A 26398-nucleotide genomic window follows, 5' to 3' on the forward strand; every position below is an offset into this window, starting at 1 on the left:
CAGGGCGCGCCTGCGAGTTGACGCTCGACGTCAAGCTCGGACGTCGGGCGGAGAGTCACCGGCGGCCTCGGCGCTGGGGTGCGAACACTCTCGAGGTCGGGCGCAAGGCTGCCGAGGACCACCGCGGAGCGAGATCGACAGAGGTCCTCAAGGTAATGGTGCCGTGACATGTTACTTCGTCACCGCGGGTCGGAGGGCTCGTGGTGGCACCCGGGCACCGCGTCGGACCGCGCTCGTGGGTGGCCACACATCAGCCCCCACGCTTGGGCTGCTCGCTGGTACCATTCGGCGTTGGTGATTGACACGGCCCGTTAAGATCAGCTTCCGAGGGCCGGCGGCGGGCGATGCAGGCCGACGCCGGATCGATGACATCCGCGAGAGTCGACACCGTGGCTCCATCGTCCATCTCGAACGGCCCGCTGCTGTCAGATCTCCGTGACCGGAATCGGCAGGTGAGCGTGCCTAGGAGCGACCTTCATGGCGGTTCCGCACCAGGTGCTGCTCTACCGGTGTCCAGGGCCTTAGTCCCGACCTGATGCACCGACGACCACCGGCTTCTGATCATCACACCCGACTTTTCGCCGACGTGTTTGTCATGTCCGTCATGTCCTTGGGGCCGGTTGTCGGCCTGATCAGGGCATCGGCCACGCGCGCGGCGACGACCGCTCGGTCGCCGCGGCCGAGATGGCCGTGTCCAGCCCGCTGCTGGAGGCCAGCATCGACGGCGCGCACGGCGTGCTGCTGTCCATCGCCGGTGGTTCCGACCTCGGCCTGTTCGAGATCAACGAGGCGGCCCAGCTCGTCTCCACCGCCGCGGCGCCGGACGCCAACATCATCTTCGGTACGGTCATCGACGACGCCCTCGGCGACGAGGTGCGCGTCACCGTGATCGCCGCCGGGTTCGACGAGCCCGAGCCGGCGCCCAAGCCGTTCGCCCAGCCGGTCGCGCGTCCCCAGCAGGCCGCACGTCCCGCCCCGGCGCAGCAGGCCGCGGCCCCGGTGCGGCCGCTGGCCCCCACGGCCAAGAGCGAGCAGCGCCCCGAGCTCAGGCACGAGCCGCGGCACGAGGGCCCGCCACGAGGCCAGGCCCGAGCCCAGGGTGGAGCACGCCCCGCCCCCGCCGGTGCGGCCGGCCGTCACCCCGCAGCCCGCGCCCGTGGGAGCAGCCCGCCCAGCAGATCCACCAGGTCCAGCCCGCGTCCTCCCCGTCCGAGGGCGGCGAGCCGCACCGCGGGGAGGAGGCCGCACACCCCGCCGCTGTCGATCCCGCGTCCCGCCCCCCGAGCCGTCACAGCCCACGCCGATCTCCGCGCGGGTCCCGGACCACGCGCCCGGCGCCGACCAGTGATCTTCGAGGAGCAGGAGGAGGAGCTGGACGTCCCCGACTTCCTCAAGTGAGATCGGTCACCCCGGGGACGGGGGACGAGCACCCCGCCGCGCCGGCCGGAGCCGACGGGGACGGCTCCGCGGACCGGCCGGCGCCGGCCGGCGCGGACGCGACGCCGGCGACCCGGCGCGACGAGATCGCGGCCGGCCTGGCCCGGGTCGAGGCGGAGATCGCCGAGGCCTGCCGGGCGGCCGGACGTCACCGCGAGGAGCTGACGCTCGTCGCGGTGAGCAAGACCTACCCCGCCTCCGACGTGCGGCTGCTGGCCGGGCTCGGCATCACCGACGTGGGGGAGAACCGCGACCAGGAGGCCTCGGCCAAGGCGCGCGACTGCGCCGACCTGGGCCTGCGCTGGCACTTCATCGGCCAGCTGCAGACCAACAAGGCCCGCTCGGTGGCCGGCTACGCCGACGTCGTCCACTCGGTCGACCGTCCGCGCCTGGTCACCGCGCTCAGCCGGGAGGCGCTCGCGGCGGGACGCCGGATCACCTGCCTGGTGCAGGTGGCCCTGGACGGGGACCCGGCCAGGGGCGGCGCGCGGCCCGAGGAGGTCGAGGCGCTGGCGGACGCCGTCGCCGGTGCCGGAGGACTCGCGCTCGGCGGGGTGATGGCGGTCGCGCCCCTCGGCGAGGACCCGGGCAGGGCGTTCGCCCGGCTGCGGGAGATCGCGCGCTCCGTCCGCGACGCCCACCCCGAGGCCGTCGTCGTCTCGGCCGGGATGAGCGGGGACCTGTCCCAGGCCATTGCCAACGGCGCGACACACCTGCGTGTTGGTACGGCGTTGCTCGGTCGCAGGAAGCCCTTCGTCAGGTAATGTCCCTTCAAGTGGACCTTGGCATCCACGTGTCCTGACAGCGGTCGAACGGTGGTGAGCTCAAGGCGGTCGGCCGGCCCCTCGGGCGCATCGAGGTAAGACGGAGGAAGAAGTAGCGATGGCCGGCGCGATGCGCAAGATGGCGGTCTACCTCGGTCTTGTCGAGGACGACCGTTACGAGAGATACGACAGCTACCCCGACGACGAGTACGAGGAGTTCGACGACACGCGCCGCGAGGGCGACGAGCGTCCTGGCACGGTCCACGACCTCCCGGACGACACCGACCCGGCCGTACCCGCCGTCAGGCCCGCGACGGCCGTTCTGGAGCGTCGTACGACCGATCTGGCACGCATCACCACCCTTCACCCCCGTACGTACAACGAGGCGCGGACCATCGGCGAGCACTTCCGGGACGGCACACCGGTCATCATGAATCTGACCGAGATGGTTGACAGTGACGCAAAACGCCTCGTCGATTTCGCGGCAGGTCTGGTCTTTGGCCTACACGGCAGCATTGAACGTGTTACCAACAAGGTGTTCCTGTTGTCCCCAGCCAATGTCGAGGTGACCGCCGAGGACAAGGCCCGAATCGCGGAACGCGGATTCTTCAACCAGAGCTAGAGTTCCATCATGAACAGTGACCGGCCCGACAGGTCCCGACGGGGCAGGGGACGGCGGAGCGAAGTGGAGGCGGGGGCGGACCGTGGAGATCGTTAGTGGGGTCCTGGTCTTTGTCCTGTCCATCTACCTCGTTCTGCTGATCGGCAGAATGATCTTGGAGACGGTGCAGGCGTTCGCCCGTCAGTGGCGGCCCACCGGCATCGTCCTGGTGCTGGCGGAGCTCGTATACACGGTGACCGACCCACCTCTCAAGTTCCTCCGCCGTTTCATTCCACCACTCCGGTTGGGTACGGTGGCCTTTGACCTAAGCTTCACACTGCTGTTCATCTTGGTCGTGGTCTTGATCCAACTCGTGTCCGCGCGTTTTTGATCGGGTACCGTCCCCCCGGACAGACTCCAAGCGCGCCAAGGAGACCGAAATGCCGTTGACGCCCGCCGACGTGCGGAACAAGCAATTCAGTACGACCCGCCTCAGGCCGGGCTACGACGAGGAGGAGGTAGACGCCTTCCTCGACGAGGTCGAGTCCGAGCTGGACCGTCTCATCCAGGAGAACGAGGAGCTCCGCGCCAAGCTGGCGGAGTGCCTGCGGGGCAAGGTGCCCGGCGGCATGGGCATGGCCATGGCGCCGGCCCCCATCGCCGAGCCCAAGCCCGAGATGATGATGCAGCAGCCGGAGCCGATGCGCGCTCCCGAGCCGGTGCAGCACCAGCAGCCCGTCCCGGTCGGCATGGGAATGCCCCCGGCCGAGGACAACATGGACACCGCCGCGCGCGTGCTCGCCCTCGCGCAGCAGACCGCGGACCAGGCCATCGCGGACGCCCGCCGGGAGGCGGACGAGACCGTGACCCGTGCGCGCCGCGAGGCCGACGACATCCTCGGCAAGGCGCGCCGCCAGGCCGAGCAGGTCATCGGTGACGCCCGTGCCCGCGCCGAGACGCTGGAGCGCGACGCGCAGGAGCGGCACCGCCAGGCCATGGGCTCTCTGGTGCAGACCCGTGACGAGCTGGAGCGCAAGGTCGAGGAGCTGCGCAGCTTCGAGCGCGAGTACCGCAGCCGCCTGAAGCTGTACCTGGAGAACCAGCTGGCCGAGCTGAACGTCGCCGCCGAGGGCAGCGGCGGGTTCCCGATCGTGAGCGGGCCCCCGGCCATGTCCCACGCGGTGGCTCCCGGCGGTCAGCCGACGCTGCAGAGCGCGCCCAACCCGTTCGGTGGCGAGCCCTCGCAGCACTCGGGCGCCTTCCAGGGTGTTGACGGTCCTCACAACGACCGCCGCTAAGGTGTCGGGTCATTCCTTTGACCCGCATCCGGGAGTCTCTCTGTGATCCTCATCAGCGCCGGTCTGGTACTCACGGCCATCATCCTGCTCATCGCGGGGTTCGTGCTGGCCGAGCTGTACCTGGTCGTATGGTCGATCGCGGTCAGCATGCTGTCCGCCGTCTTCCTGGTGATCGGGGCGTTGTTGCGCCGCCACGAGCTGTTCCCCGGCGGGCGCGCCGGGGCCTCCAAGCCCTCCGGCCCGCAGGGACCGGTGCCGGCCGGGCCGATGCCCGTGCCGCACGGAATGCCGAACCGGCCCCCCACGGCACCGCACCCGGCGGCAGCGCATCAGGTCGCGGTGCACCCGACGGCAGCGCACGGGATGCGGCCGCAGGTGCCCGTCGCCCCGGGCCGGCCGCGCAGCGGCCCGGTGACCGCGCCCGCCACCGCCGCGACGGCGAGGCGGGACTCCCTGCCCGCCGACGCGATCGTCCTGGTCATCCCGGGACGCAAGCGTTACCACGTCGAGGGATGCCGTCAGCTGGCCGGCAGGGAGCATGAGGAGCTCACCCACGAGGAGGCGCGCGAGGAGGGCTTCACGCCCTGCACCACGTGCCTGCCCGACCCGGTGGCCGGGACCCGGCCGCAGGACGACCCGTCAGGGGTACGGGAACCCGCCGGGTCGCTGACCGCCTCCCGCGAGCTCCGCGAGCTCCACGAGTCCGGTCCCGCCGGTGAGCCCGGCTCCGCACGGCCCGCACAGCGCGAGACCACCCCGCGCGAGACCGCCACCACCCGTTTCGCCTCCCCGTACGGATCGGCGACGCCGTCCGCCGGACAGGGGGCCACGGGTTCCACCGGTTCCAGCGGGCAGGGGCCCGCCGGCCGGACGCACCCCGCGGCGCGACCCGAGGCTGCACGACCCGACTCCGCGAGGACGGCGTCCCCGGCGTCCCCGGCGTCCTCGGTGCCCGACTCCGCGAGGGCCGAGTCCCCGAGGTCCGGCTTCGCCGCCTCGCAGGCCCGCTCCCACGAATCCCAGGACCCGGGCACCCGTCCCGGGACCTCGCAGCGCGGGCCGGGTTCGCCGTCCGCCGGAGACGACGCCCCGGCGGGGCGGGAGCAGGGCGCCGCGTCCCGGGAGACGTCCGCGGCCCGCGAGACCACCGTGTTCCGCCAGGAGGGAGCGCGCTCCCCGCAGGAGCCCGCCGCTCCGGTGGCACGGCCCTACGTCCACCCTTCCGAGCCGCAGAAGAGGCCCCAGGAGCCCGAGAGGGCCCCGGCCCGGGCCATGGACGCGCCCACCCCCGCGCTGCCGATCCGGCTGCCGAAGATCCCCGAGATCCCGCACGCCGCGTCCGAGGCGACCAGCTGGTTCACCCGCGACGCGGTCACCCGGACACCCGCGGCCGAGCCGAAGAGCCCGACCGGGCCGGAGACGCCTGCCCGGTCCTCCGAGGCCGAGCCCGAGGCCAAGGCCGACACCGGTTCGTCCGCGACGTCCGCCGGGTCCACGGCCTCCACGTCCGCGGCGCCCGAGTCCACGGTGTCCGGGCTCACGGTGTCCGGGCCCGCCTCCTCCGGAAGCCGGGCCGAGACGCCCGGGGAGGGGCGTGACCGGGCGCCCGAGCGCACCGAGCGGGAGAGCGACGGGAAGGACGCTGTCACCGGGACCGGTTCCGAGCCGGAGGACTCAGAGGCAGCCGAGCCGGAGCCCACGAGGCCGAAGCTCGCACGGCCCGCGTTCGCCGAGTCCGGGAGCGCCGGATCGGGGAGCGCTGGATCGGGGAGCGCCGATTCCGGAATCGCGGAGACCAGGGCGGCCGGGTCCGGGGCCGCGGAGAACAGGACCGCTGAGTCAGGGACCGCCGAGTCAGGGACCGCGACGTCCGGGTCGGAAGAGGCCACGTCCGCGGAAGCCGCGTCCGCCAGGCCTGACGGGTCCTCCGAGTCCGGAGCCCCGGCCGGGTCGCGGACCGACCCCGCGGCGACCGCTTCCAAGCCCGCCACCCCCGAGCCTGCCGATTCCAGGAGCGCAACCTCCGGGTCCGTCGCTCCCGAGCCCACCAGCTCCGGGAGTGCCGCTTCCGAGGGGGCCACCTCCAGCGGTGGTGTCCCGGTGAAGAGCGCCGGAGAGGCCGGCGACGAGGCCGTGCCCGCGACGCGGGAGGGGCACTCCGGTTCGGAGGAGCCCGACACGGCGTCAGAGAGCGAGACGGGCGGGAAGACGGCGCCGGAGAGCACCGCGTCCGGGAACACCGCGTCAAAGAACACCGCGTCAAAGAACACCGCGTCCGAGAGCTCGGCACCCGAGACCCCGGCTTCCCAAGACAGGGCCTCTGAAGATGCGGCGCCCGAAGGCGCGGCGTCCGGGGACGTGACCCCCGCCGAGGACGGCCGCTCCTCCGGCCGGGACGATGACGACACCTCTCCCGGTGGCATCCCCGCCGTCAAGGACGGGTCGTCCTCCGCCGGCCGCAAGGAGGCGGTCGACGACGCCACCGTCATGGTCATCGTCGGCACCCGCCGCTTCCACGACCCTGCCTGTCCCCTCGTCAAGGGTGTGGGTGACGGCGGGGTCGAGTCCATGACGCTCGGCGAGGCGGAGAAGGCCGGGCTGGGCAGCTGCTCGGTCTGCCTGAACGACACCGCGTCCTGAACGGCATCGCGTCCTGAACGAGCCGGTCCCGAGGTCGTCTTCGGGACCGCCGCTTCCGGACCCGTCGGCTTCCGGGACGGCCCGACGCCCTCGTCACCGGATCAGCGGAGCACCGGACCCCCGGCCACCTGACGGCGTACGCCCCCCGGTCTGACGGCCGTGCGTCCCCGGTCCCTCTCCCGTCCGATCAGCGGGCGGGAGAGGGACCGGGAGCCGGTCAGGAGGCGACGCGGCGGAGCTGGAAGGTCAGGCCCAGCTCGTCGTCGCGGTGGACGGGGAGGTCCTCGGCGCCGCCCTCGGTGAGCGAGACGGCCAGGACCTCGGCGGACACGGTCCGGCCCTCGGTCCGCAGCGCCTCGGCCAGGTCGGCGTCGTCGGTGGACCACCACACGTCGATCCGGTCGGAGATCGCCAGGCCGGTGGACTTGCGGGTGTCCTGGAGCAGGCGGACGACGTCGCGGATCAGGCCCGAACGGCGCAGCTCGTCGGTGATGGTCAGGTCGAGGGCGACGGTCTCCCCGGCCCCGCTCTCCACCGCCCAGCCCGACCTCGGCTGCTCGGTGACGATCATGTCCTCGGTGCCGAGCTCCACCACGCCCAGCTCGCCCACGTCCACCGCGACCGGCGCGCCGGTACGCAGGGCCGCGGCCAGCCAGGCGGGTTCGGCGGAGGTGACGGCCGCCGCGACCAGCTTGGTCTGCGAGCCGAACCGCTTGCCCAGCGCCCGGAAGTTGGGCTTGACCGTGAAGGAGACCAGGTCGGCGCCGATTCCGGACAGGTCCTCCAGGCCCTTCACGTTGAGCTCCTCGGCGACCAGCTCGCGCAGCTCCACGGGCAGCGCGGCCCAGCCCGGGGCGCCGACCAGGGCACGTCCCAGCGGCTGGCGGGTCTTCACCCCGCTGGAGGCGCGGGCCGAGCGGCCCAGCTCGACCAGGCGGCGGACCAGGGCCATCCGCTCCGACAGCTCCGCGTCCAGCAGCCCGGCGTTCACATCGGGCCAGGTGGCCAGGTGGACCGAGGAGGGGGAGCCTGCGTCGCGGAGCACGTCCCAGATGTAGTCGGTGGTGAAGGGCACCACCGGCGCCATCAGCCGGGTGACGGTCTCCAGGCACTCGTACAGCGTGGCGAACGCCGCGGTGTCCCCGGCCCAGAACCGGCGGCGGGAGCGCCGCACGTACCAGTTGGACAGGTCGTCGAGGAACTCCGCGAGCCGCCGCCCCACCCGGGCGGTGTCGAAGACGTCCATCGACGAGGTGACCTCGGCCACGGTCCGGTGCAGCTCGGCCAGGGCCCAGCGGTCGATCAGCGGGCGCTCCGCGTACGCGGGCGCCTCGGCCAGGCGCGCCGGTGACCAGGACTCGGCGTTGGCGTACAGGGTGAAGAAGGAGGCGGTGTTCCAGTACGTGAGCAGGACCTTGCGGACGATCTCCTCCAGGGCGCCGTGCCCGACCCTGCGGGCGGCCCAGGGGGAGCCGGAGCAGGCCATGTACCAGCGCAGCGCGTCGGCGCCGTGCCGGTCCATCAGCGGCATCGGCTGGAGCACGTTGCCCAGGTGCTTGCTCATCTTGCGGCCGTCCTCGGCCAGGATCAGGCCCAGGCAGAGCACGTTCTCGTAGGAGGACCGGTCGAAGACGAGCGTGCCGACCGCCATCAGTGAGTAGAACCAGCCGCGGGTCTGGTCGGTGGCCTCGCAGATGAACTGCGCGGGGTAGGCCTTGTCCAGCATCTCCGCGTTGCGGTACGGCGCACCCCACTGGGCGAACGGCATCGAGCCCGAGTCGTACCAGGCGTCGATCACGTCCGGCACCCGGCGCGCCTCGTTCCCGCAGGTGGGGCAGGGCAGCGTGACGTCGTCCACGTAGGGGCGGTGCGGGTCGAGCGCGGAGACGTCCTGCCCGGACAGCCGGCCCAGCTCCTCCAGCGAGCCGACGCAGGTGACGTGCGACTCGTCGGCGGTGCAGACCCACAGCGGCAGCGGGGTGCCCCAGTAGCGCGAGCGCGACAGCGACCAGTCGACGTTGTTGCGCAGCCACTCGCCGAAGCGGCCCCACTTGATCGTCTCGGGGTACCAGCCGGTCTTCTCGTTCTCGGCGAGCATCCGGTCCTTGATCGCGGTGGTGCGGATGTACCAGGCGGGCAGGGCGTAGTACAGCAGCGCGGTGTGGCAGCGCCAGCAGTGCGGGTAGCTGTGCTCGAAGTGGCCGCCCCGGTACAGCAGGCCGCGTTCCCGCAGGTCGGCCGTGAGGTCCTCGTCGGCGTCCTTGAAGAACCGGCCGCCGACCTGCGGCACGGTGTCCAGGAACCGGCCGTCGGGGCCGATCGGGTTGACCACGGGCAGCCCGTACCGCTTGCAGGTCGTCATGTCGTCGGCGCCGAAGGCGGGGGCCTGGTGGACCAGGCCGGTGCCGTCCTCGGTGGTGACGTAGTAGCCGAGCACCACGTAGTGCGCGCCGGGGATGTCGACCAGGTCGAAGGGGCGCGCGTAGGTGGTGTGCTCCAGCTCGGTGCCCGAGAAGGAGGCCAGCACCTCGGCGCCCTCGCCCAGCGCGGCGGCCAGCAGCGGCTCGGCCACCACCAGGACCTCGTCGGAGTCGGCCGGGCGGGCCGCCACGTAGGTCACGTCGGGGTGCACGGCCACCGCGGTGTTGGAGACCAGCGTCCACGGCGTGGTGGTCCAGATCAGCAGCGAGGCGCCCAGCTCGGCCAGCGGGCCGGAGGTGGCGGGCATGCGGACGTAGACCGAGGGGCTGGTGACGGTCTCGTAGCCGCCCGGCTGGCCCAGCTCGTGGTCGGACAGGCCGGTGCCGCAGCGGGGGCAGTACGGGGTGATCCGGAAGTCGCGGAAGAGCAGGTCCTTGTCGAAGATGACCTTGAGCGACCACCAGACGGACTCCACGTAGTCGGGGTCCATCGTGCGGTAGGCCTGGGACAGGTCGATCCAGTAGCCCATCCGCTCGGTCATCTGCTCGAAGGCGTCCACGTGCTTCAGCACGGACTCGCGGCACCTGTCGTTGAACGCGGCGATGCCGTACTCCTCGATCGCCTTCTTGCCGGACAGGCCGAGCGTCTTCTCGACGGCGACCTCGACGGGCAGGCCGTGGCAGTCCCAGCCGGCCTTGCGCGGCACGCTGTAGCCCCGCATCGACTTGTAGCGGGGGAAGACGTCCTTGAAGACGCGGGCCTCGACGTGGTGGACGCCGGGCATGCCGTTGGCGGTGGGCGGGCCCTCGTAGAAGACCCAGGTCGGGGCGCCCGCGTTCTGCTCGACCGAGCGCTCGAAGATCTTGCCGTCCTGCCAGCGGCCGAGCACCTCGTGCTCGATCGCGGGAAGATCGACCTGCGCGGGAAGGGAGCGGAAATGGGCGGACATGATGGCGGGACCTCCACGCTGGAAACCTGCTGTGGCGTGGAGGGACGAGGCCGTCGGGCCCCGCGGTACCACCCTCCTTGACCCCTCCGCGCGGAGAGGCCCTCTTCCTTGGTCTGCTACCGGGTCTAGTGGGCCGCGGACCCTGTCGGGTCGACGCGTCCGTTCTTCCGGCGGCTCCGGGGTGATCTTCCCACCGCGCCTCGCCCCGGGCTCACACCGTCCCCGGGTCGCTCGTGCGAGGGGATGCGGAGGTGGCTGTCCCCATCAACGCCCTGCAGGCTCACACGATAACGCACCCGCAGGGTGGAGGCTTCCGGATATCGGGGGGCGCCGGGCGGAATCAGGAAGAAGCGACCGGATGTTACTGGAGTGGTAAACATCACGGCGGGTCGTTTGCCGTTCTGTTATGGGGGACCTAAGCTGCCCGCACCGTTTACCACATCGGATACGGTCCATCGAACAAGGAGGCCGCCATGGCCGCGACCGTGCGCGCAGACAACAGCGCGGTGGCGTCGTCGAAGGACGGCACCGTCGTCACCTGGTCGGCCGAGGAGCTCGCGGAGGTCCGCGGGCAGCTTGCCGAGGAGGTCCGTGAGCTCACCGCGGAGATCGCGAAGTCCGAGACGGAGATCGCGTCGAGCGACGTGACGGACGGGGCGGGTGACGACCAGGCGGACGCCGGAGCCCGTACGTATGAACGCGAGCGTGAAATCGCCCTTACCCTGAACTCGCGCGATCTGGTCGCGCAGAACGAGCGAGCGATCGCCCGGATCGACGCGGGGACCTACGGAGTGTGCGAATCGTGCCATCAGCCGATCGGAAAGGAGCGCCTTCAGGCGTTTCCGAGGGCGACGCTCTGCGTGGCCTGCAAGCAGCGGGAGGAGCGCCGCTGACCGGCGACACCACCGGCACCGGGGACCCCGGCGACACCGGCGTGCCCCGCGGCACCGGTGAGACCGGCGGCACCGGCGATGTCGTGGACGGGGCGGTCCCGGCCGCCCCGCTCGCGAGACGGCGGGTCGCCGTGCTCGCGGTGATCGTCCCGATCGTCTACGTCCTCGACCTCGCCACCAAGACGCTGGTGCTGAGGACGCTGGAGGGCAGGGAACCCCTCGTGGTCGTCCCCGGCCTGCTCCAGTTCCGGGTGATCTTCAACTCCGGGGCCGCCTTCGGTCTCGGCACCGGGATGACGATCGTCTTCACCTGTGTCGCCGCCGCCGTCGTGGTGGCGATCCTGCGCACCGCGCGCAACCTGCGCAGCCTGCCCTGGGCGATCACGCTGAGCCTGCTGCTCGGCGGGGCGATGGGCAACCTCACCGACCGGCTCTTCCGCTGGCCCTCGGGCTTCGGGCCCGGCCGTCCCTCACCGCTCCAGGGGCACGTGGTCGACTTCGTGGAGACCTTCCCCGGGCACTTCCCGGTCTGGAACGTGGCCGACTCGGCGATCGTCTGCGGCGGGATCCTGGCGGTCCTGCTGGCCTGGCGCGGTTACCAGATCGACGGCACCCGCGACACCGGGTCCGCGCGGGACGCGAAGGGGAACGACGATGCCTGACCGGCGAAGCCTCCCGGTGCCCGAAGGGCTGGAGGGCGAGCGCCTCGACGCCGCCCTGTCGCGCCTGTTCGGCCTCTCCCGCACCCGCGCGGCCGAGCTGATCGTCGCCGGTGACGTGCTGGTGGACGGTTCGACCGCGTCCAAGTCCGACCGGGTGCACGGGGGGGCGTGGCTGGAGGTGACCCTCCCGCCGCCGCCCAGCGCGCCGATGCCGGTGGCCGAACCGGTGCCGGGCATGCAGATCGTGTACGAGGACGACGACATCGTCGTGGTCAACAAGCCCATCGGCGTGGCGGCCCACCCGACCACCGGCTGGACCGGCCCCACCGTGATCGGCGGGCTGCTCGGCACGGGTCACCGGGTGGCCACCAGCGGCGCGGCCGAGCGCCAGGGCATCGTGCACCGGCTGGACGCCAACACCACCGGCGCCATGGTCGTCGCCAAGAGCGAGCACGCCTACTCCCACCTCAAGCGGGCCTTCAAGGAACGCACGGTCGACAAGCGCTACCACGCGCTGGTCCAGGGTCACCCCGACCCGCACCGCGGCACCGTGGACGCGCCGATCGACCGCCACCCGGTCGGGGACGGCCGCTGGGCGGTCGTGGCCGGAGGCAAGGACTCGATCACCCACTACGACACGATCGAGGCGTTCCGGGCCGCGTCCCTGCTGGACATCAAGCTGGAGACGGGGCGGACCCACCAGATCCGGGTCCACATGTCGGCGCTGCGCCACCCGTGCGTCGGCGACATGCTGTACGGGGCCGACCCGACCCTGGCGGTGCGCCTGGGCGTGAGCCGGCAGTGGCTGCACGCGGTCTCGCTGGCCTTCGAGCACCCCTCCACCGGCGAGTGGGTCTCCTTCAGCACCGCCTACCCGGACGACCTGGCGCACGCGCTGAAGGTCGTCGCCGAGGAGTCCTAGACCGGTCCTCGTCGTGAGCCGGTCCTCGTGGTGAGCCCCGGTGGTGAACTCTCGTCGTGGATCGGCTCCCGGTGTGGAGCGTCCCCCGTGGTGAGCCGGTCCTCGGCGTGAGCGGCCCCGCCGTGAGGCCGGTCCTCGGTGTGGACGGGCCGGTCCCGGGCCGGTGTGGTCCCGGGACCGTCAGGCCTTCACCTTCAGGACCTTGCCCGGCTTCTTCCACTTCGCCTTCCCGGCGGACGCCCCCTTGGCGGCGGCCCCGGCCTTCTTGACCTGGCCGGAGGCCTTCGAGCCGAGGGCCTCGGCGGCGGCACCGGGATCGACCCCCTCGGGGGAGTCACCCTGCGGTCCCTCGCCACCCCCGTCGTCCTGGCCGCCGCCCTCGCCTCCGCCGCCGCTCTCACCGCTCCCGTCGTCCCCGCCGCCCTCGCCGCTCTGGTCCTGCTCCTGGCCCGGCTCGTCGGCGGGGTCCTCGGGGGCCTGGGACTCGTCCCGGGACGGTTCGGCCGAGGGCTTCGACGAGGGCTCGCCCGTCGGGGTCCGGGGGGCCGGGTCGTCGGTCCGGGGCGTGTTCTGGGAGGGACGCGAGGGGGCGTCGCCGTCCCGGGAGGCGTCCTGGCTCGCCGGCACCTTGGCCTGCTCGGCCTCCCTGGTCGGCTTCTTCTTCGAGGGCGGCACGCTCGCCGAGGTCGTCGGCTCGTTCGTGGGCGTGTCCTGGGCGTTGGTGGCGACCCAGATCATCCCCCCGGAGGTCAGCGCGACGGCCACGACAGCCGCGGCCACCCCGGCGACGGCCGGGCGCCTTCTGCGCGGGGCGGGCACGATCGGGGTGGGCACGGACGGGTCCTGCGGGGGAGACGCGGCGCCCGCGGCGAACGCGGCCGGTGCGGCCTGTGCCGCGGAGGTGATCGGTGCCCCGGGTGTCACGGGTGTCAGGGGCGCGCCGCCCGGCGCGGTGACGGCCGCCGCGGCGCCGGCCGGGGACAGCTCGATCGGGATGGTCGGCTCGGGGGCGACCCCGTTGGCCAGGGACGCCAGGTGGGCCTGCACCTCGTGGGCGGGCATGCGCTCGGCCGGGTCCTTGCGGAGCAGACCGAAGATCACCGGAGCGAGCGGCCCGGCGAGCCGCATCGGCTCCGGCTCGTGGTGCATGACGGCGCTGAGCGTCGCCAGCGGGTGGGCCCGCTCGAAGGGGGAGCGTCCCTCGACCGCCACGTACAGCGTCACGCCGAGCGACCACAGGTCGGAGGCGAACTCGGCCGGTCCGCCGGCGGCCCGCTCCGGCGCGATGAACGCCGGGGTGCCGATGAGCGAGCCGGTCCTGGTGATCGAGGAGTCGCCCTCCAGCACCGCGATGCCGAAGTCGGTGAGCACGGCCCGGCCGTCCCTGGCCAGCAGCACGTTGTCCGGCTTCACGTCCCGGTGCAGGACGCCGGCGTGGTGGGCGGCGACCAGCGCGCTCAGCACCTCCAGGCCGATCCGCGCCACCCGCATCGGCGGCAGCGGCCCGTCCTCCCTGACGACCGCCCCGAGGGTACGGGAGTCGACCAGCTGCATGACGATCCAGGGACGGCCGTCCTCCTCGATCACGTCGTAGACGGTCGCCACCCCCGGGTGGCCGACCCTTCCCGCGGCCCTGGCCTCCCTGAGCGTGCGCACGGTGAAGACCTCGCGCTCCGGGCCGGTCAGATCGGGTGAGGGGATGACCTCCTTGACCGCGACCTCACGGCCGAGCACCTCGTCCCGAGCGCGCCAGACCGTCCCCATGCCTCCTCGGCCGATGGGTTCGAGCAGGCGGTAGCGGGCTCCGATGATCCCCTGAGAATCGGTCATGCGCTGGCGAGTACCCAGGATTTCCCTTGGCATTCGGGATAGGTGCCGCGGACCATCACGAAGACACTTCTTTACCCATGATCTACCCAGTGGACTCTCCGGTTCACCGTGAGGTCTCCCGGGGCGCTCACGGGCCTTCCCGCGCAGGGCCCGTGACGTGCTCCCGCGCGGGAATCCCGGCGTCCCCGGCACTCCGGGTGTTCCCGGTGTTCCCGGTGTTCCGGGTGCGGGGGACGCCGGTCTCAGCCCAGGACGTACCGGAGCGCGGCGGTGACGGCCGCGGCCGCGGCGAGCACCACCAGGAACGGGGCCCGCAGCAGCAGCGCCACCACCGCCGCGCCCAGCCCCGCGGTCCGCGGCCAGTCCAGGTGCAGCGCCTGCCCGTCCGCGAAGGTCTGCACGGCGATCAGCGCCGCCAGCAGGGCCACCGGGACCAGGGTCGCGAAGCGCTGCACGCCCGGGTGGTCGAGGATCCGGCGCGGCGCCGACAGTCCGGCGAACTTGAACGCGTAGCACGCCACGCAGGTGGCGGCGATCGCCCACCAGACGCTCATCGCGGCCTCCTCAGCAGCAGTGCGAGCACGACCAGCGCGGACAGCAGCACGGGCACGCCCGGCGGGGTGAACGGGGTCGCGGCCAGTGCGACCGCAGCCCCGCCCGCCGCGATCGGGCGCAGGCCGCGGGCCTCGGGGTCCTTCCCGGACAGCCGTGGCCACAGGATGGCCAGGAACGTCGCGGGGCCGACCACGTCCAGGCCGAGCACGGCGGGATCGGCCAGCCAGGAGGTGCCCAGCGACCCGGCCAGGGTGGTGGCGTTCCAGATCAGGTAGAGGCTGACGAAGGTGACCATGAACCCCGTCCTGGCCGACTCCTCGTCCGGCTGGGCCATGGCGACCGCCGTGGTCTCGTCGATCACCCCGTGGGCGGTCGGCAGCCTGCGCCAGCCCCGCAGGTCGAGCGTCCCGGCCATGCGCAGGCCGTACAGGCCGTTGCGGGCTCCCAGCAGGGCCGCGCCGGCCGTGCCCGCGATCAGACTGCCGCCGCCGGCGACGACGCCGACCAGGGCGAACTGCGAGGCGCCGGTGAAGGCGAACAGGCTCAGCGCGCACGCCTGCGCGACGCTCAGTCCCGCGGTGGTCGCGGCGGCGCCGAAGGCCACCCCGGACAACCCGACGGCGATCCCCACGCCCAGTCCGTCCCGTATTGCGGAGGAACGAGTGGTTGCTTCCATGGGAGGCGAGCCTATGCCGGGATGCCGATCCCGCTCTTGTACGTTCCTGCGCGCTGGTACGCGGCCGGGGGCACGCCCACGGCACGCTTGAAGTGCCTGCTCAGGTGGGCCTGGTCGGTGAAGCCCACGTCCCCGGCCACCTGCGCGGGAGGCGTACCGGCCTGGAGCAGCCGCCGGGCCCGCATGATCCGCAGCGTGTTCAGGTAGGCGTGCGGGGGCAGCCCGGTGGCCGCCTTGAAGGACCGGATCAGGGCGAACGGGGAGGCGTCCACGGCGCGGGCCAGCTCCTCGATGGTGGGCGGGTCGACGAGCCGCTCGTGCAGGATCTCCCGGGCCCGCCGTACCGACGGGCCGACGTCCCGGACCGGGGCGTCCGGGGGCCGGCGCGCGGCGTTCCTGCGCAGCAGCGCGGCGAAGGCGGTACGCGCCAGCGTGGAGGAGGCCAGGTCGTCGCCCCGCTCGGCCGCGGCGTGCGCGGCCCGCAGCAGCGCGACGGTGGGCGGATGGTGGGTGAGGACCTCGGGGAAGCAGGGGGTGCCGCTCCCGGCCATCAGCTCGGCGGCGATCCCGGAGACGAACGCGACCGACGGGTACAGCACCCGGTAGGACCATCCGCCGGGCACGCCCGGGTAGCCGTCGTGCACCTCCTCGGGGTTGAGCGTGCTCAGGCTGCCCGCGCCCGCCCGGTGGACGGCGCCCCGGTAGAAGAACTCCTCCACCCCCGACAGCACCAGCCCGATCGCGTAGCCCTCGTGCGCGTGCAGGGTGAAGCGGTGGGTGATGTACCTGGCCTTGAGCAGCTCCACCCCGGGCAGGGCGGCCGGGCGCCACAGCCGCGCCCTCTCCAGGTCGCTCACGGCCGGAAGGTACCGGTGATCGCGTCGAAGGAGGAGCGCTTCCACTCCTGCTCCGGGCTCTCCCAGTAGATCGCGTACGGCTTGTCGGCGGGGGTGCGGAACCCCCGGTCCAGGACGTGCCTGCGGACCCCGTTCCTGAGGTAGGTGAACTCCCAGTCGGCGGCCGGCATCCCCCGGTAGGTCAGCTCGGTGATCCCGATCCGCCGGTAGCCCGGCCAGACGCCGTCGGCCGTCCCGGCCCGCTCCACCTTCTCCCAGTGCCTGACCGGGTCCTTCTCGGGGTCGTCGGTCGACTCGATCCACAGGAAGGAGTCCGAGCCGGGGGCGCGGAACTCCACCCGGTCGCGCCCGGGGAACCGCTTGACCCGCCAGCCGGCGGGCACGCCGACGGAGAAGCCCATCGGGTCCCGGTGCAGCCGCCAGCCCGCCGGGAGGGTACGGCCGGGACGCGGGGTCGCGGTCGTCGGCCCGGTCGCCGGCTCCGAGGTGGCAGGGGCCCCGGTGGTGACCGCCGACCCGCTGGGACGCGGGTCCGGCGTGTCGTCGCGGTCCCGCAGGATCAGCCACCCGCCGACCCCGGCCAGCACGGCGAGCGCGAGCCCCCCGGCCAGCAGCACCGGCAGCGTCGTCCCGGCCCGCCGTCCGGAGGGGGCGGCCGGCCCGGTGCCGGACGGCGGGCCGGTGGTGTGCTCGCGCAACGGCCAGGCGTTGGGGGGCAGGGGCTCGGAACCGTGTCCCTGGTGCCCCTGGTGCCCCTGGTGTCCCTGCGGTCCCTGGTGTCCCTGCGGTCCCGGGCGGGTGTGGGCCGAGGGGTCCTGAAGGGTGTGCGCGGGCCCGTACGGGGACCGGTCCTGATGGGTGGGCCCGCCGGTGTGGAGGCCGTACGCCCGGCGCTGGGACGAGGGGTCGTGGGACGGGGGGTTCTGCGGGGCCGCGTCCGGCGTCCAGGGGGCCGCGGCCCACGGGACCGGACGATCCGCCTGGCCGCCACCGGCACCGGGGAAGGCGCCCTGGCCGAAGGCCGGAGACGGGTGACCGGGCGCGGCGTGCCCCTGGGGCGTGTGGCTCTGGGGCGCGTGCCCCTGAGGCGCGTGCCCCTGAGGCGTGTGACCCGGGGCGGCGTGACGCTGGGGCGTGTGACCCGGGGACACGTGACCGGAGGGGCTCGCGGAGGCGTGAGCGGCGGCGCGGCCGAGCAGGGCCTCCGCCTGCTCGGGCACCATCCGCGTGGCCGGGTCCCTGGCCAGCAGGCCGAGGATCACCGTCTCCAGCGGGCCGGAACGTGCCATCGGGGTGGGCTCGCCGTGCAGGACGGCCATCATGGTGGCCGCGGCCGTGGGCCGCTCGAACGGCGGCCTGCCCTCCAGCGCCGCGTACAGCGTCGCCCCCAGCGACCACAGGTCGGACTCGGGGGTCGCGGGCAGCCCGTGCAGCCGCTCCGGGGGCAGGAACGCGGGAGTGCCGATCATCGCGCCCGTACGGGTGATGCTCTTCTCCTGCGTCATCGAGGCGATGCCGAAGTCGGTCAGCACCACCCGGCCGTCGTCGGCGAGCAGCACGTTCTCCGGCTTGACGTCACGGTGCAGCACCCCGGCGGCGTGCGCGGCGCGCAGCGCGCCCAGCACGTGCAGTCCCACCGAGGCGACCCGCTCGGGCGGCAGCGGCCCGTCGACGCGGACGATCTCGCCCAGCGACCGGGAGCGGACCAGCTGCATGACGATCCAGGGACGCCCCTCCTCCTCGACCACGTCGTGCACGATGATCACGGAGGGGTGGTCCAGGCGACCGGCGGTCCGGGCCTCGCGGATGGTGCGCCGGTTCAGGTCGGCCCGGGCGGTCTCGTCGACCCCGCCGTAGCGGACCTCCTTGACGGCCACGATCCGGTCGAGGAGCTCGTCGTGGGCACGCCAGACGATGCCCATGCCGCCCTCGCCGATGTGCTCGATCAGCCGGTAGCGGCCCGCGACCTTTCTCTCCGTCATCCCCGTCCCCCCAAGCTCACGGATCGCAGCCGGTAGGGATGCCGCTCACTTTTTCGAGGAGAAGGTCGCGGCGAACCCTTCGAAGAGGTACATGTTCTTCTCCCAGTTCTTGGCCAGGGTATGCCAGTAAATCGCGTACCCGCGTCCGCCCTTGGTGACGAAGCCGCGGTTGATCACCCTGGCCTTGCCCGAGCTGGTGTTCCAGGTGAACTCCCAGTCGGAGGCCTTCTTCATGTACGAGACGTTCTCGATCCGGATCCGCTTGTAGCCGGAGAACTGGCCGCGCACGGTCGGCTCGTAGTCCAGCCAGTCCTGCTTGGGATCGGGGCCCGCCTTGTCGACGTAGTCGATCATCACGAAGCTCACCCGGTCCGGCCCGCGGAACCACACCCGGGTGTCGGACCGCTTGTCCTGGCCCCACCCCTTGGGCAGGCCGATCGAGAAGCCGTTGGAGTCCTTGTGCATCTTCCAGCCGCTGGGCAGGGGGGACTTCTTCTCGGTCCTGCCGGGGGACGGGCTGGGCTCGGACGGGGACGACGAGGGCGACGAGGACGGCGGTGAGGAGGACGAGGGGGCCGACGGCTCCGGCGATCCCTTCGAGGGGTCGTTCACCGCGCCGCCGGTCGGGCCCTCCGACACGCCGGTCGCGGTCGGTACGCCGCGCCCGGCCTGCGAGGTGCCCTCGTTCGCGCGACTGCGCATGCCGAGCCAGCCGGCGACCACCCCGACGATCAGCAGCGCCGGCAGCAGCACCAGCAGCCCCCGTTTCATCGGGGAACCACCCGGGCCGCGTGGGACGATCGTGGCCTCGCCGGAGGGGTGCTCGGCGTAGGGGGCCGCGGTCGGCGGAGCCGCGACCGGGGGAACGGGGTCGCGGGAGGGCTTCGGGGGCGGGGTGTTCTCACGGGAGGCCGCGGCCACCGGGGGGAACGGGTTGGGCCGCGGAGCGGGAACGGGTCTCGGGCGCGCGGGGGCGCCCGCGTCCGGTGCGGCGCCCTTGCGCCCCGCGCCGGAGGCGCCCGCGGCCCCGTCCCGCGACGCGACGTCGCCGGAGGCGGCGGGTTCGCCGGTACCGGGTGCGGAGGAGGGGCCCCCGCGCGGGGCCGGGACGTCCTCGACCGGGTCCGCCGCACCCACCGAGGCGCTCGCCGCTGCCTTCCTGTCTGCCGCCGCGTCGTCCCCCCTCGCGGGGACGGGCGTGCGCCCGGGAACGGCCTTGGACGCGTCCCCGCCCGAGGGGGAGGGGACGGCCCTGCCGGGCGCGGGGCCCGGGGTGGATCTCGGCCCCACCCGGCCGGCCGCGCCGTCCTTCGCACCGGGAACGGCCTTCGGTGCCGCCCCGTCCTCACCGGCACCGTCCCTGCCGGTCCGGTCCGCGGCGTTCCCGTCCTTCGGCGCCCCGTCCTTCGCGGGCCTGGCCTCCGGCACGGCCGCGGGGGACGCCGCCTTCGCGGCACCGGCCGCTCCGGCCGCTGCCGCTCCGGGTCTCACCGCGGGGTCGTCCTGGCGCCGTCCGCCCGCGTCCTTCGGTGGTACGGGCTCCGGCCACTCCTCGCGGCGCGTGGGAGCAGGCGGCGCGCCCGCCGCACCGGCGGGGGACGCGGCGCCCAGCTTCGCGCCCGTCTCCGGGACGCCCCCGGGCCGGAAGCGCGCGCCCGGGTCGGTGTCGGCCGAGGGGTCGGTGCCGTCCGGGCTGCTCGCGGCCGGCATCACGGCGGTCCTGGCGGGCTGCTGCCGGGCCGTACGCTCGGGGCCCTCGGCCACCTTGCGCAGCAGCCGCGCGGCCTCCTTGTAGGGCATGCGCAGCGCGGGGTCCTTGCGGAGCAGCCCCTCCAGCACCGGGGCCAGCGGCCCGGCGTGCACGGGAGGTTCGGGCTCGTCGTTCAGGATGGCGTGCATGGTCGGCAGCGCCCCGCCCCGGTCGTGCGGGGGCTTGCCCTCGACGGCGGCGTACAGGGTCGCGCCGAGCGACCACAGGTCCGACTCGCGCTGCGCGCTGCCGCCCTTGATGCGCTCCGGCGGGATGAACGCGGGGGTGCCCGCGATGCCGGTCATGGTCAGCGCGGTCTCCGCCTCCAGCGTGGCGATGCCGAAGTCGGTCAGCACCACCCGGCCGTCGTCGGCGAGCAGCACGTTCTCGGGCTTGACGTCGCGGTGCAGGACCCCCTGGGCGTGGGCGGCGCGCAGCGCCTCCAGCACCTGCAGGCCGATCTCCGCGACGCGCTGCGGGGGCAGTGGCCCGTCCTGGCGCAGCACCTTGCCGAGGGAGCGCGACTCCACCAGCTGCATGACGATCCAGGGACGCCCGTCCTCCTCGACGACGTCGTGGACGACCACCACGTTGGGGTGCGTCAGCCGGCCGGCGGCACGCGCCTCACGCTTGGTGCGCCTGTTGAAGTCCTCCTGGCTGTCCTCGCCGAGCGTGTCGGCGTAACGGACCTCCTTGATCGCGACCTCACGGTCGAGGAGCTCGTCGTGGGCCCGCCACACGATGCCCATGCCACCCCGGCCGATGGCTTCGAGCAGGTGGTAGCGAGAGGCGATACGGCGCCCCTCGGGCTGTGCTTCGGCCATCAACCGGCTTACCTCCTTCGGAACCCCCGAATACTCTCATAGCCCGGTAAAGTGATCGACTCACCCGCCGCGGAGAAGTCCATATCCTGAGACATGCTGTCCGGTCCGTGGCGTGCGCCGGAGGGATGGCCTAAGATTGTGCATATGACCTGTTGTTTCGCGTTTATCGAGCCGGCTCCGGAGAGCCGGTCGTGACAGCGTGATCTGACGACCAGCCGGAGCCGGCCCCGAGGCGGAGACGTGAAGTCTCTGCCTTTTTCTGTTTCCGAACGTCTCTTACGAACGGCCGCCGGCTCGCGGGACGCGTGCCGGCCGAGCATGGGAGAGCCTCATGTCGTCGACCGTACACAGGGAACGCGTGCCGGTGGGGCTCGGCGCGCTCACGATCGGGGCCGGACCGGCCGTGGTGATCGGCGGGCCGGGCGCGGACGCCCGCTGGATCAGCCTGCGCGACCGCCGCGACGGCCTGTCCGCCGCGGAGGCGGTGGCCGCGGCCCGCGCGCGGTGGCCGGGACCGGTCCTGGTGGAGCCGTCCTGCGCGGCGGACCTGCCGGTGATCGCGGAGGGCGCCGACGGCGCGGTGGCCGGTGCGGCCTGGATGCGGGACCTCGCCCTGGTACGGGCCGTCGCCCGGCTCGGCCTGCCGGTGATCCTGCGGCGCGCGCCTTCGGCGACGCTGCGGGAGTGGCTGGCGGCGGCCGAGGACTGCGCGGCGGAGGGCAACGACCGGGTGCTGCTCTGCGAGAGCGGCGACGGCACCGCCCGGGGCGGCCTCGTCCTCGACCTCGCCCTGATGCGCGCCGCCCGCGAGCTGTCGGGCCGTCCCGTCCTGGCCGACCTCGGGGCTCACCTGGGAGCGGGTGCCGGTCTCCCGGCCGGTCACGTAGCCGGCCTCGAAGCGGGTTCCGAAGCCGCTTCCGGGAGCGGTCCGGAGGCCGGTTGCGGAGCCGGTTCCGGAGGTGGCGGGGGTGCTCCCGCCGCGACTGTTCACGAGAACGGAGCCGGTCGTGAGGACGGGCCCGCGCTGGCCGCAGCGGCGGTCGCGGCGGGCGCCGACGGCCTGCTCCTGCCCCCAGGCTCGGCCGAGCGGGACGCGCTGGCCGTACGGGAGGCCGCCAGGATCATCGGCGCGGTCACCCGCCAGGAGGTCCCGGCCTCGATCCCCGCCGCCAGGGAGGCCATCGACCGGGTGGACGCGGCCCTGGCCGTCCTGCTGGAGCGCCGCGCCGAGCTGGCCATGACCATCCAGCGTCTCAAGCCGGTCGGCGGCTTCGCGGGTCGCGACGCCGACCGTGAGCGCCGCCTGGTCGCCGAGATGGCGCGCCGGGCCCCCACCCTGGGGGAGACCCGGCTCGCCCCCATCATGAACGCGGTCATCGAGGCGGGCCTGCACCTCGCCGAGGAACGCCGCCCGCCGCCCCCGAACTGACCCCGGGCCCCGCCGGATCCCGTGAGGCCCAGTGAAGCCCCGTGAGGCCCGGTGGACATCGGTGGATCCCGCCCCTGGACCTCAGCGGCCCCGGTGGGATCCGGCGGGCTCCGGCGGATCCCGGAGTGTCCGGGGCCGATCCAGTGATCCGGGACACCGGCCCCGAACCCGGAAGAATCATGGTCGCGAGACCGGCGACGCGAGGCGCAGGAGTCCCTCCGGTCTCCCTTGTTTGGATACTCTTGCCCCGCCGACGGTGGGACCAGGGGAGGACGAAGCCGCATGTCAGACTCGTTTGTGCATCTGCACGTTCACACGGAGTACTCCATGCTGGACGGCGCCGCCCGGCTGAAGCAGATGTTCAAGCAGGTCGGCGATCTGGGCATGCCCGCCATCGCGATCACCGACCACGGCAACATGCACGGGGCCTACGACTTCTACCGGCAGGCGACCGGGGCCGGGATCAAGCCGATCATCGGCATCGAGGCCTACGTCGCCCCCGCCTCCCGCCACCAGAAGAAGCCGGTCCTGTGGGGGGAGCCGCACCAGAAGCGCGACGACGTGTCGGCGGGCGGCTACTACACCCACATGACCATCTGGGCGAAGAACGCCAAGGGTCTGAGCAACCTGATGAAGCTCTCCTCGCGTGCGTACACCGAGGGCTTCGTCCGCAAGTGGGCCCGGATGGACGCCGAGATCCTGGCCGAGCACGCCGAGGGGCTGATGGCCACCACCGGCTGCCCGTCCGGTGAGGTGCAGACCCGCCTGCGGCTGAACCAGTACGACGAGGCGCTGGCGGCCGCGGCCAGGTTCCAGGAGCTGTTCGGCAAGGAGAACTACTACCTGGAGATCATGGACCACGGGCTGGAGATCGAGCGCCGGGTCCGCGACGGCCTGACCCGCATCTCCCGCGAGCTGAACATCCCGCCGCTGGTCACCAACGACTCCCACTACACCTACGAGTCGGACGCCACCTCGCACGACGCGCTGCTGTGCATCCAGACCGGCAAGCAGCTCTCCGACCCCGACCGCTTCCGCTTCGACGGCAGCGGCTACTACATCAAGAACGCCGACGAGATGCGGGCCGTCGACTCCTCCGACCTGTGGGCCGAGGGCTGCCGCAACACCCTGCTGGTCGCCGAGAAGGTCGACCCGAGCGGCATGTTCGGCTTCAAGAACCTGATGCCGACCTTCCCCCTGCCCGAGGGGGAGACCGAGGAGAGCTGGTTCCGCAAGGAGATCTGGAAGGGCATGGAGCGTCGTTTCCCCGAGGGGATCGACGAGGAGCACCGCGCCCAGATCGAGTTCGAGATGAACGTCATCCTGCAGATGGGGTTCCCCTCCTACTTCCTCGTGGTGGCCGACTTCATCATGTGGGCCAAGAACAACGGCATCCGGGTCGGCCCCGGCCGAGGCTCGGCCGCGGGCTCGCTGGCCGCGTACGCGCTGGGCATCACCGACCTCGACCCGCTGCCGCACGGCCTGATCTTCGAGCGGTTCCTCAACCCCGACCGCGTCTCCATGCCCGACGTCGACATCGACTTCGACGAGCGCCGGCGCGGCGACGTGATCCGCTACGTGACGGAGAAGTACGGCGCCGACAAGGTCGCCATGATCGCCACCTTCGGCACCATCAAGGCGAAGGCGGCCATCAAGGACGCGGCCCGCGTCCTGGGGTACCCGTACGCGCTGGGCGACAAGGTCTCCAAGGCGTTCCCGCCCGCGGTGATGGGCAAGGACATCCCGCTGTCGGGCATCTTCGACTCCGACCACCCGCGCTACAACGAGGCCGGTGAGCTGCGCAAGCTGTACGAGGAGGACGTCGACGTCAAGTCGGCGATGGATCTGGGCCGGGGCCTGGAGGGCCTGATCCGGCAGACCGGCGTGCACGCCGCCGGGGTGATCATGTCGGCGGAGGTGCTGACCGACTACATCCCGATCATGCGCCGCGACTCCGACGGTGTGATCATCACGCAGTTCGACTACCCGACCTGCGAGACGCTCGGCCTGCTGAAGATGGACTTCCTGGGCCTGCGCAACCTAACGATCATCGACGACTGCCTGAAGATGATCGAGGCCAACACCGGCGAGGCCATCGACCTGCTCAAGCTGCCGCTGGACGACCGCAAGACCTACGAGCTGCTCGGCCGGGGCGACACCCTGGGCGTGTTCCAGCTGGACGGCGGCGGCATGCGGTCGCTGCTGCGGCTGATGAAGCCCGACAACTTCGAGGACATCTCCGCCGTCGGCGCGCTCTACCGGCCCGGCCCGATGGGCGCCAACTCCCACACCAACTACGCGCTGCGCAAGAACGGGCTGCAGGAGATCGTCCCGATCCACCCGGAGTTCGAGGAGTCGCTGCAGGAGATCCTCGGCACCACCCACGGCCTGATCGTGTACCAGGAGCAGGTCATGGCCATCGCGCAGAAGGTCGCCGGGTTCTCGCTCGGCAAGGCCGACCTGCTGCGCCGCGCGATGGGCAAGAAGAAGAAGTCCGAGCTGGACAAGCAGTTCGAGTCGTTCGAACAGGGCATGAAGGACAACGGCTACTCCGCGGCCGCGATCAAGACGCTCTGGGACATCCTCCTGCCGTTCTCCGACTACGCCTTCAACAAGGCGCACAGTGCCGCCTACGGCCTGGTCTCCTACTGGACGGCCTACCTCAAGGCCAACTACCCGGCCGAGTACATGGCCGGGCTGCTGAGCTCGGTCAAGGACGACAAGGACAAGTCCGCCCTCTACCTCAACGAGTGCCGCCGGATGGGCATCAAGGTGCTCCCGCCGGACGTCAACGACTCCGACTTCGACTTCACCCCGCGCGGCACCGACATCCGCTTCGGCCTGTCGGCCATCCGCAACGTCGGCGGCAACGTGGTCGAGGGGATCATCTCCGCGCGCAAGGACAAGGGCCGCTTCGCCGACTTCAAGGACTTCCTGCGCAAGGTGCCCATGGTGGTCTGCAACAAGCGGGTCATCGAGTCGCTGGTCAAGGCCGGGGCCTTCGACTCGTTCGGGCACGTGCGCAAGGGCCTGGTGATGGTCCACGAGCAGGCCGTCGACGGCATCATCGGCATCAAGAAGAACGAGGCCCAGGGGCAGGACTCCCTGTTCGGCGCCATCGAGGGCGCCGAGGACCAGACCTTCGACGTGCAGATCCCCGCGGGGGAGTGGGACAAGAACACCCTGCTGCAGTTCGAGCGGGAGATGCTCGGCCTGTACGTCTCCGACCACCCGCTCTTCGGCGTGGAGCACATCCTCGCCTCCGGCGCCGACTGCTCGATCGCCTCGCTCCAGGACGAGCACCGCCCGGACGGCCAGATCGTCACCGTCGGCGGCATCCTGAGCGGACTCCAGCGCAAGGTCACCAAGAAGGGCGACACCTGGGTGCTGACCCAGCTGGAGGACCTGGCGGGCTCCATCGAGGTGATGATCTTCCCGTCGGCGTACCAGCTCTGCGCGACGATCCTCGCCGAGGACGCCATCGTCTTCGTCAAGGGACGCCTGGACAAGCGCGAGGACGTCGGGAAGATCATCGCGATGGAGGTGACGGCCCCGGACCTGACCCGCGAGGCCGGGGGGCCGCTGGCCGTCAGCCTCGCCCTGGCCCGGTGCACCCCACCGGTGGTCGGGCGCCTCAAGGAGGTGCTGACCGCCCACCCCGGCACCACCGAGGTCCACCTGCAACTCCACAACGGGCCCAGGACCACCGTCATGCGCCTGGACGACCGCCTGCGGGTCTCGCCGTCCCCGGCCCTGATGGGCGACCTGAAGCAGCTCCTCGGCCCCGCCTGCCTGGGAGCCTGACGGGGCCTGCCTGCTCCCGCATGGCTTCATCCGGTACGACCAAGGAACGACCCACTCTCCGGTACGAGTAAGAAACGGCTCGTTCTTCGACACGGGCGAAGAAC

At 72.5% G+C, this 26398-nt stretch carries 18 protein-coding genes; 11 read left to right on the plus strand and 7 right to left on the minus strand.

The features are described from left to right. Positions 1–684 precede the first annotated feature (684 nt). The 6 genes from ABD832_RS35210 (at position 685) to ABD832_RS35235 (ending at position 6740) form a co-directional block, all read left to right on the plus strand. Positions 685–1398 (plus strand): hypothetical protein, encoded by a 714-nt coding sequence (locus ABD832_RS35210; protein WP_344904610.1) that lies wholly within the window; start codon positions 685–687, stop codon positions 1396–1398. A gap of 125 nt (positions 1399–1523) precedes the next feature. Further along, entirely contained in the window at positions 1524–2201 is a 678-nt protein-coding gene (locus tag ABD832_RS35215; RefSeq protein WP_344904704.1) for a YggS family pyridoxal phosphate-dependent enzyme, read from the plus strand. A gap of 118 nt (positions 2202–2319) precedes the next feature. Beyond that, positions 2320–2823 (plus strand): cell division protein SepF, encoded by a 504-nt coding sequence (locus ABD832_RS35220; protein WP_344904613.1) that lies wholly within the window; start codon positions 2320–2322, stop codon positions 2821–2823. An 82-nt stretch (positions 2824–2905) separates the two neighbouring features. Beyond that, positions 2906–3193: a YggT family protein gene (locus ABD832_RS35225; RefSeq protein WP_344904616.1), complete on the plus strand. Its 288-nt coding sequence runs from the start codon at positions 2906–2908 to the stop codon at positions 3191–3193. A gap of 49 nt (positions 3194–3242) precedes the next feature. Continuing rightward, positions 3243–4100, plus strand: coding sequence for a DivIVA domain-containing protein (locus ABD832_RS35230; protein WP_344904620.1), 858 nt, complete (start codon positions 3243–3245; stop codon positions 4098–4100). 42 nt (positions 4101–4142) lie between these two features. Continuing rightward, positions 4143–6740 carry a prolipoprotein diacylglyceryl transferase gene (locus ABD832_RS35235; RefSeq protein ID WP_344904623.1) on the plus strand — a complete coding sequence of 866 codons (2598 nt, stop codon included), beginning with the start codon at positions 4143–4145 and terminating at the stop codon, positions 6738–6740. A gap of 217 nt (positions 6741–6957) precedes the next feature. Here ABD832_RS35235 and ileS read toward each other — a convergent pair whose 3' ends face one another. Further along, the gene (ileS, locus tag ABD832_RS35240) at positions 6958–10110 is read right to left on the minus strand and encodes an isoleucine--tRNA ligase (RefSeq protein WP_344904626.1); all 3153 of its coding nucleotides are present in this window, start codon (positions 10108–10110) and stop codon (positions 6958–6960) included. Between the two features lie 473 nt (positions 10111–10583). Here ileS and ABD832_RS35245 point away from each other — a divergent pair, with 473 nt between their 5' ends. The 3 genes from ABD832_RS35245 to ABD832_RS35255 are packed head-to-tail and all read left to right on the plus strand — an operon-like array spanning position 10584 to position 12587. Further along, a complete protein-coding gene (locus ABD832_RS35245) occupies positions 10584–11003 on the plus strand; it encodes a TraR/DksA family transcriptional regulator (protein WP_344904629.1) in 420 nt (139 codons plus the stop codon). A 41-nt stretch (positions 11004–11044) separates the two neighbouring features. Continuing rightward, a complete protein-coding gene (locus ABD832_RS35250) occupies positions 11045–11665 on the plus strand; it encodes a signal peptidase II (protein WP_344904631.1) in 621 nt (206 codons plus the stop codon). Then, the gene (locus ABD832_RS35255; protein ID WP_344904634.1) at positions 11658–12587 is read left to right on the plus strand and encodes an RluA family pseudouridine synthase; all 930 of its coding nucleotides are present in this window, start codon (positions 11658–11660) and stop codon (positions 12585–12587) included. The genes ABD832_RS35250 and ABD832_RS35255 overlap by 8 nt, the downstream gene beginning before the upstream one ends. A 180-nt stretch (positions 12588–12767) precedes the next feature. Here ABD832_RS35255 and ABD832_RS35260 read toward each other — a convergent pair whose 3' ends face one another. The 6 genes from ABD832_RS35260 to ABD832_RS35285 form a co-directional block, all read right to left on the minus strand. Continuing rightward, positions 12768–14417 carry a serine/threonine-protein kinase gene (locus ABD832_RS35260; RefSeq protein WP_344904638.1) on the minus strand — a complete coding sequence of 550 codons (1650 nt, stop codon included), beginning with the start codon at positions 14415–14417 and terminating at the stop codon, positions 12768–12770. Positions 14418–14659: 242 nt separating this feature from the next. Then, positions 14660–14971 carry an AzlD domain-containing protein gene (locus ABD832_RS35265; RefSeq protein WP_344904643.1) on the minus strand — a complete coding sequence of 104 codons (312 nt, stop codon included), beginning with the start codon at positions 14969–14971 and terminating at the stop codon, positions 14660–14662. Beyond that, entirely contained in the window at positions 14968–15648 is a 681-nt protein-coding gene (locus ABD832_RS35270) for an AzlC family ABC transporter permease (protein WP_344904646.1), read from the minus strand. Before ABD832_RS35270 ends, ABD832_RS35265 begins: the two co-directional genes overlap by 4 nt. Before the next feature lie 11 nt (positions 15649–15659). Continuing rightward, the gene (locus ABD832_RS35275; protein WP_344904650.1) at positions 15660–16505 is read right to left on the minus strand and encodes an AraC family transcriptional regulator; all 846 of its coding nucleotides are present in this window, start codon (positions 16503–16505) and stop codon (positions 15660–15662) included. Continuing rightward, the gene (locus ABD832_RS35280) at positions 16502–18487 is read right to left on the minus strand and encodes a serine/threonine-protein kinase (RefSeq protein WP_344904653.1); all 1986 of its coding nucleotides are present in this window, start codon (positions 18485–18487) and stop codon (positions 16502–16504) included. Before ABD832_RS35280 ends, ABD832_RS35275 begins: the two co-directional genes overlap by 4 nt. A gap of 45 nt (positions 18488–18532) precedes the next feature. Continuing rightward, the gene (locus ABD832_RS35285; protein ID WP_344904657.1) at positions 18533–21061 is read right to left on the minus strand and encodes a serine/threonine-protein kinase; all 2529 of its coding nucleotides are present in this window, start codon (positions 21059–21061) and stop codon (positions 18533–18535) included. A gap of 331 nt (positions 21062–21392) precedes the next feature. Here ABD832_RS35285 and ABD832_RS35290 point away from each other — a divergent pair, with 331 nt between their 5' ends. Together ABD832_RS35290 and dnaE are read left to right on the plus strand one after the other, a co-directional pair. After that, entirely contained in the window at positions 21393–22490 is a 1098-nt protein-coding gene (locus ABD832_RS35290; protein WP_344904660.1) for a chorismate mutase, read from the plus strand. 282 nt (positions 22491–22772) lie between these two features. Beyond that, complete coding sequence (gene dnaE, locus ABD832_RS35295) at positions 22773–26294, plus strand: DNA polymerase III subunit alpha (RefSeq protein WP_344904663.1); 3522 nt, start codon at positions 22773–22775, stop codon at positions 26292–26294. The last annotated feature ends 104 nt before the right edge of the window (positions 26295–26398 follow it).

Origin of the sequence: Streptosporangium longisporum, assembly GCF_039534895.1 — a bacterium.
GTDB classification, from domain to species: Bacteria; Actinomycetota; Actinomycetes; order Streptosporangiales; family Streptosporangiaceae; genus Streptosporangium; species Streptosporangium longisporum.

Bases quoted from the DNA above. Each gene is read 5' to 3' on its own strand.
- ABD832_RS35210 (WP_344904610.1), top strand. From the start codon at position 685: ATGGCCGTGTCCAGCCCGCTGCTGGAGGCCAGCATCGACGGCGCGCAC.
- ABD832_RS35220 (WP_344904613.1), top strand. From the start codon at position 2,320: ATGGCCGGCGCGATGCGCAAGATGGCGGTCTACCTCGGTCTTGTCGAG.
- ABD832_RS35230 (WP_344904620.1), top strand. From the start codon at position 3,243: ATGCCGTTGACGCCCGCCGACGTGCGGAACAAGCAATTCAGTACGACC.
- ileS (WP_344904626.1), bottom strand. From the start codon at position 10,110: ATGTCCGCCCATTTCCGCTCCCTTCCCGCGCAGGTCGATCTTCCCGCG.
- ABD832_RS35245 (WP_344904629.1), top strand. From the start codon at position 10,584: ATGGCCGCGACCGTGCGCGCAGACAACAGCGCGGTGGCGTCGTCGAAG.
- ABD832_RS35255 (WP_344904634.1), top strand. From the start codon at position 11,658: ATGCCTGACCGGCGAAGCCTCCCGGTGCCCGAAGGGCTGGAGGGCGAG.
- ABD832_RS35260 (WP_344904638.1), bottom strand. From the start codon at position 14,417: ATGACCGATTCTCAGGGGATCATCGGAGCCCGCTACCGCCTGCTCGAA.
- ABD832_RS35265 (WP_344904643.1), bottom strand. From the start codon at position 14,971: ATGAGCGTCTGGTGGGCGATCGCCGCCACCTGCGTGGCGTGCTACGCG.
- ABD832_RS35270 (WP_344904646.1), bottom strand. From the start codon at position 15,648: ATGGAAGCAACCACTCGTTCCTCCGCAATACGGGACGGACTGGGCGTG.
- ABD832_RS35280 (WP_344904653.1), bottom strand. From the start codon at position 18,487: ATGACGGAGAGAAAGGTCGCGGGCCGCTACCGGCTGATCGAGCACATC.
- ABD832_RS35285 (WP_344904657.1), bottom strand. From the start codon at position 21,061: ATGGCCGAAGCACAGCCCGAGGGGCGCCGTATCGCCTCTCGCTACCAC.
- ABD832_RS35290 (WP_344904660.1), top strand. From the start codon at position 21,393: ATGTCGTCGACCGTACACAGGGAACGCGTGCCGGTGGGGCTCGGCGCG.
- dnaE (WP_344904663.1), top strand. From the start codon at position 22,773: ATGTCAGACTCGTTTGTGCATCTGCACGTTCACACGGAGTACTCCATG.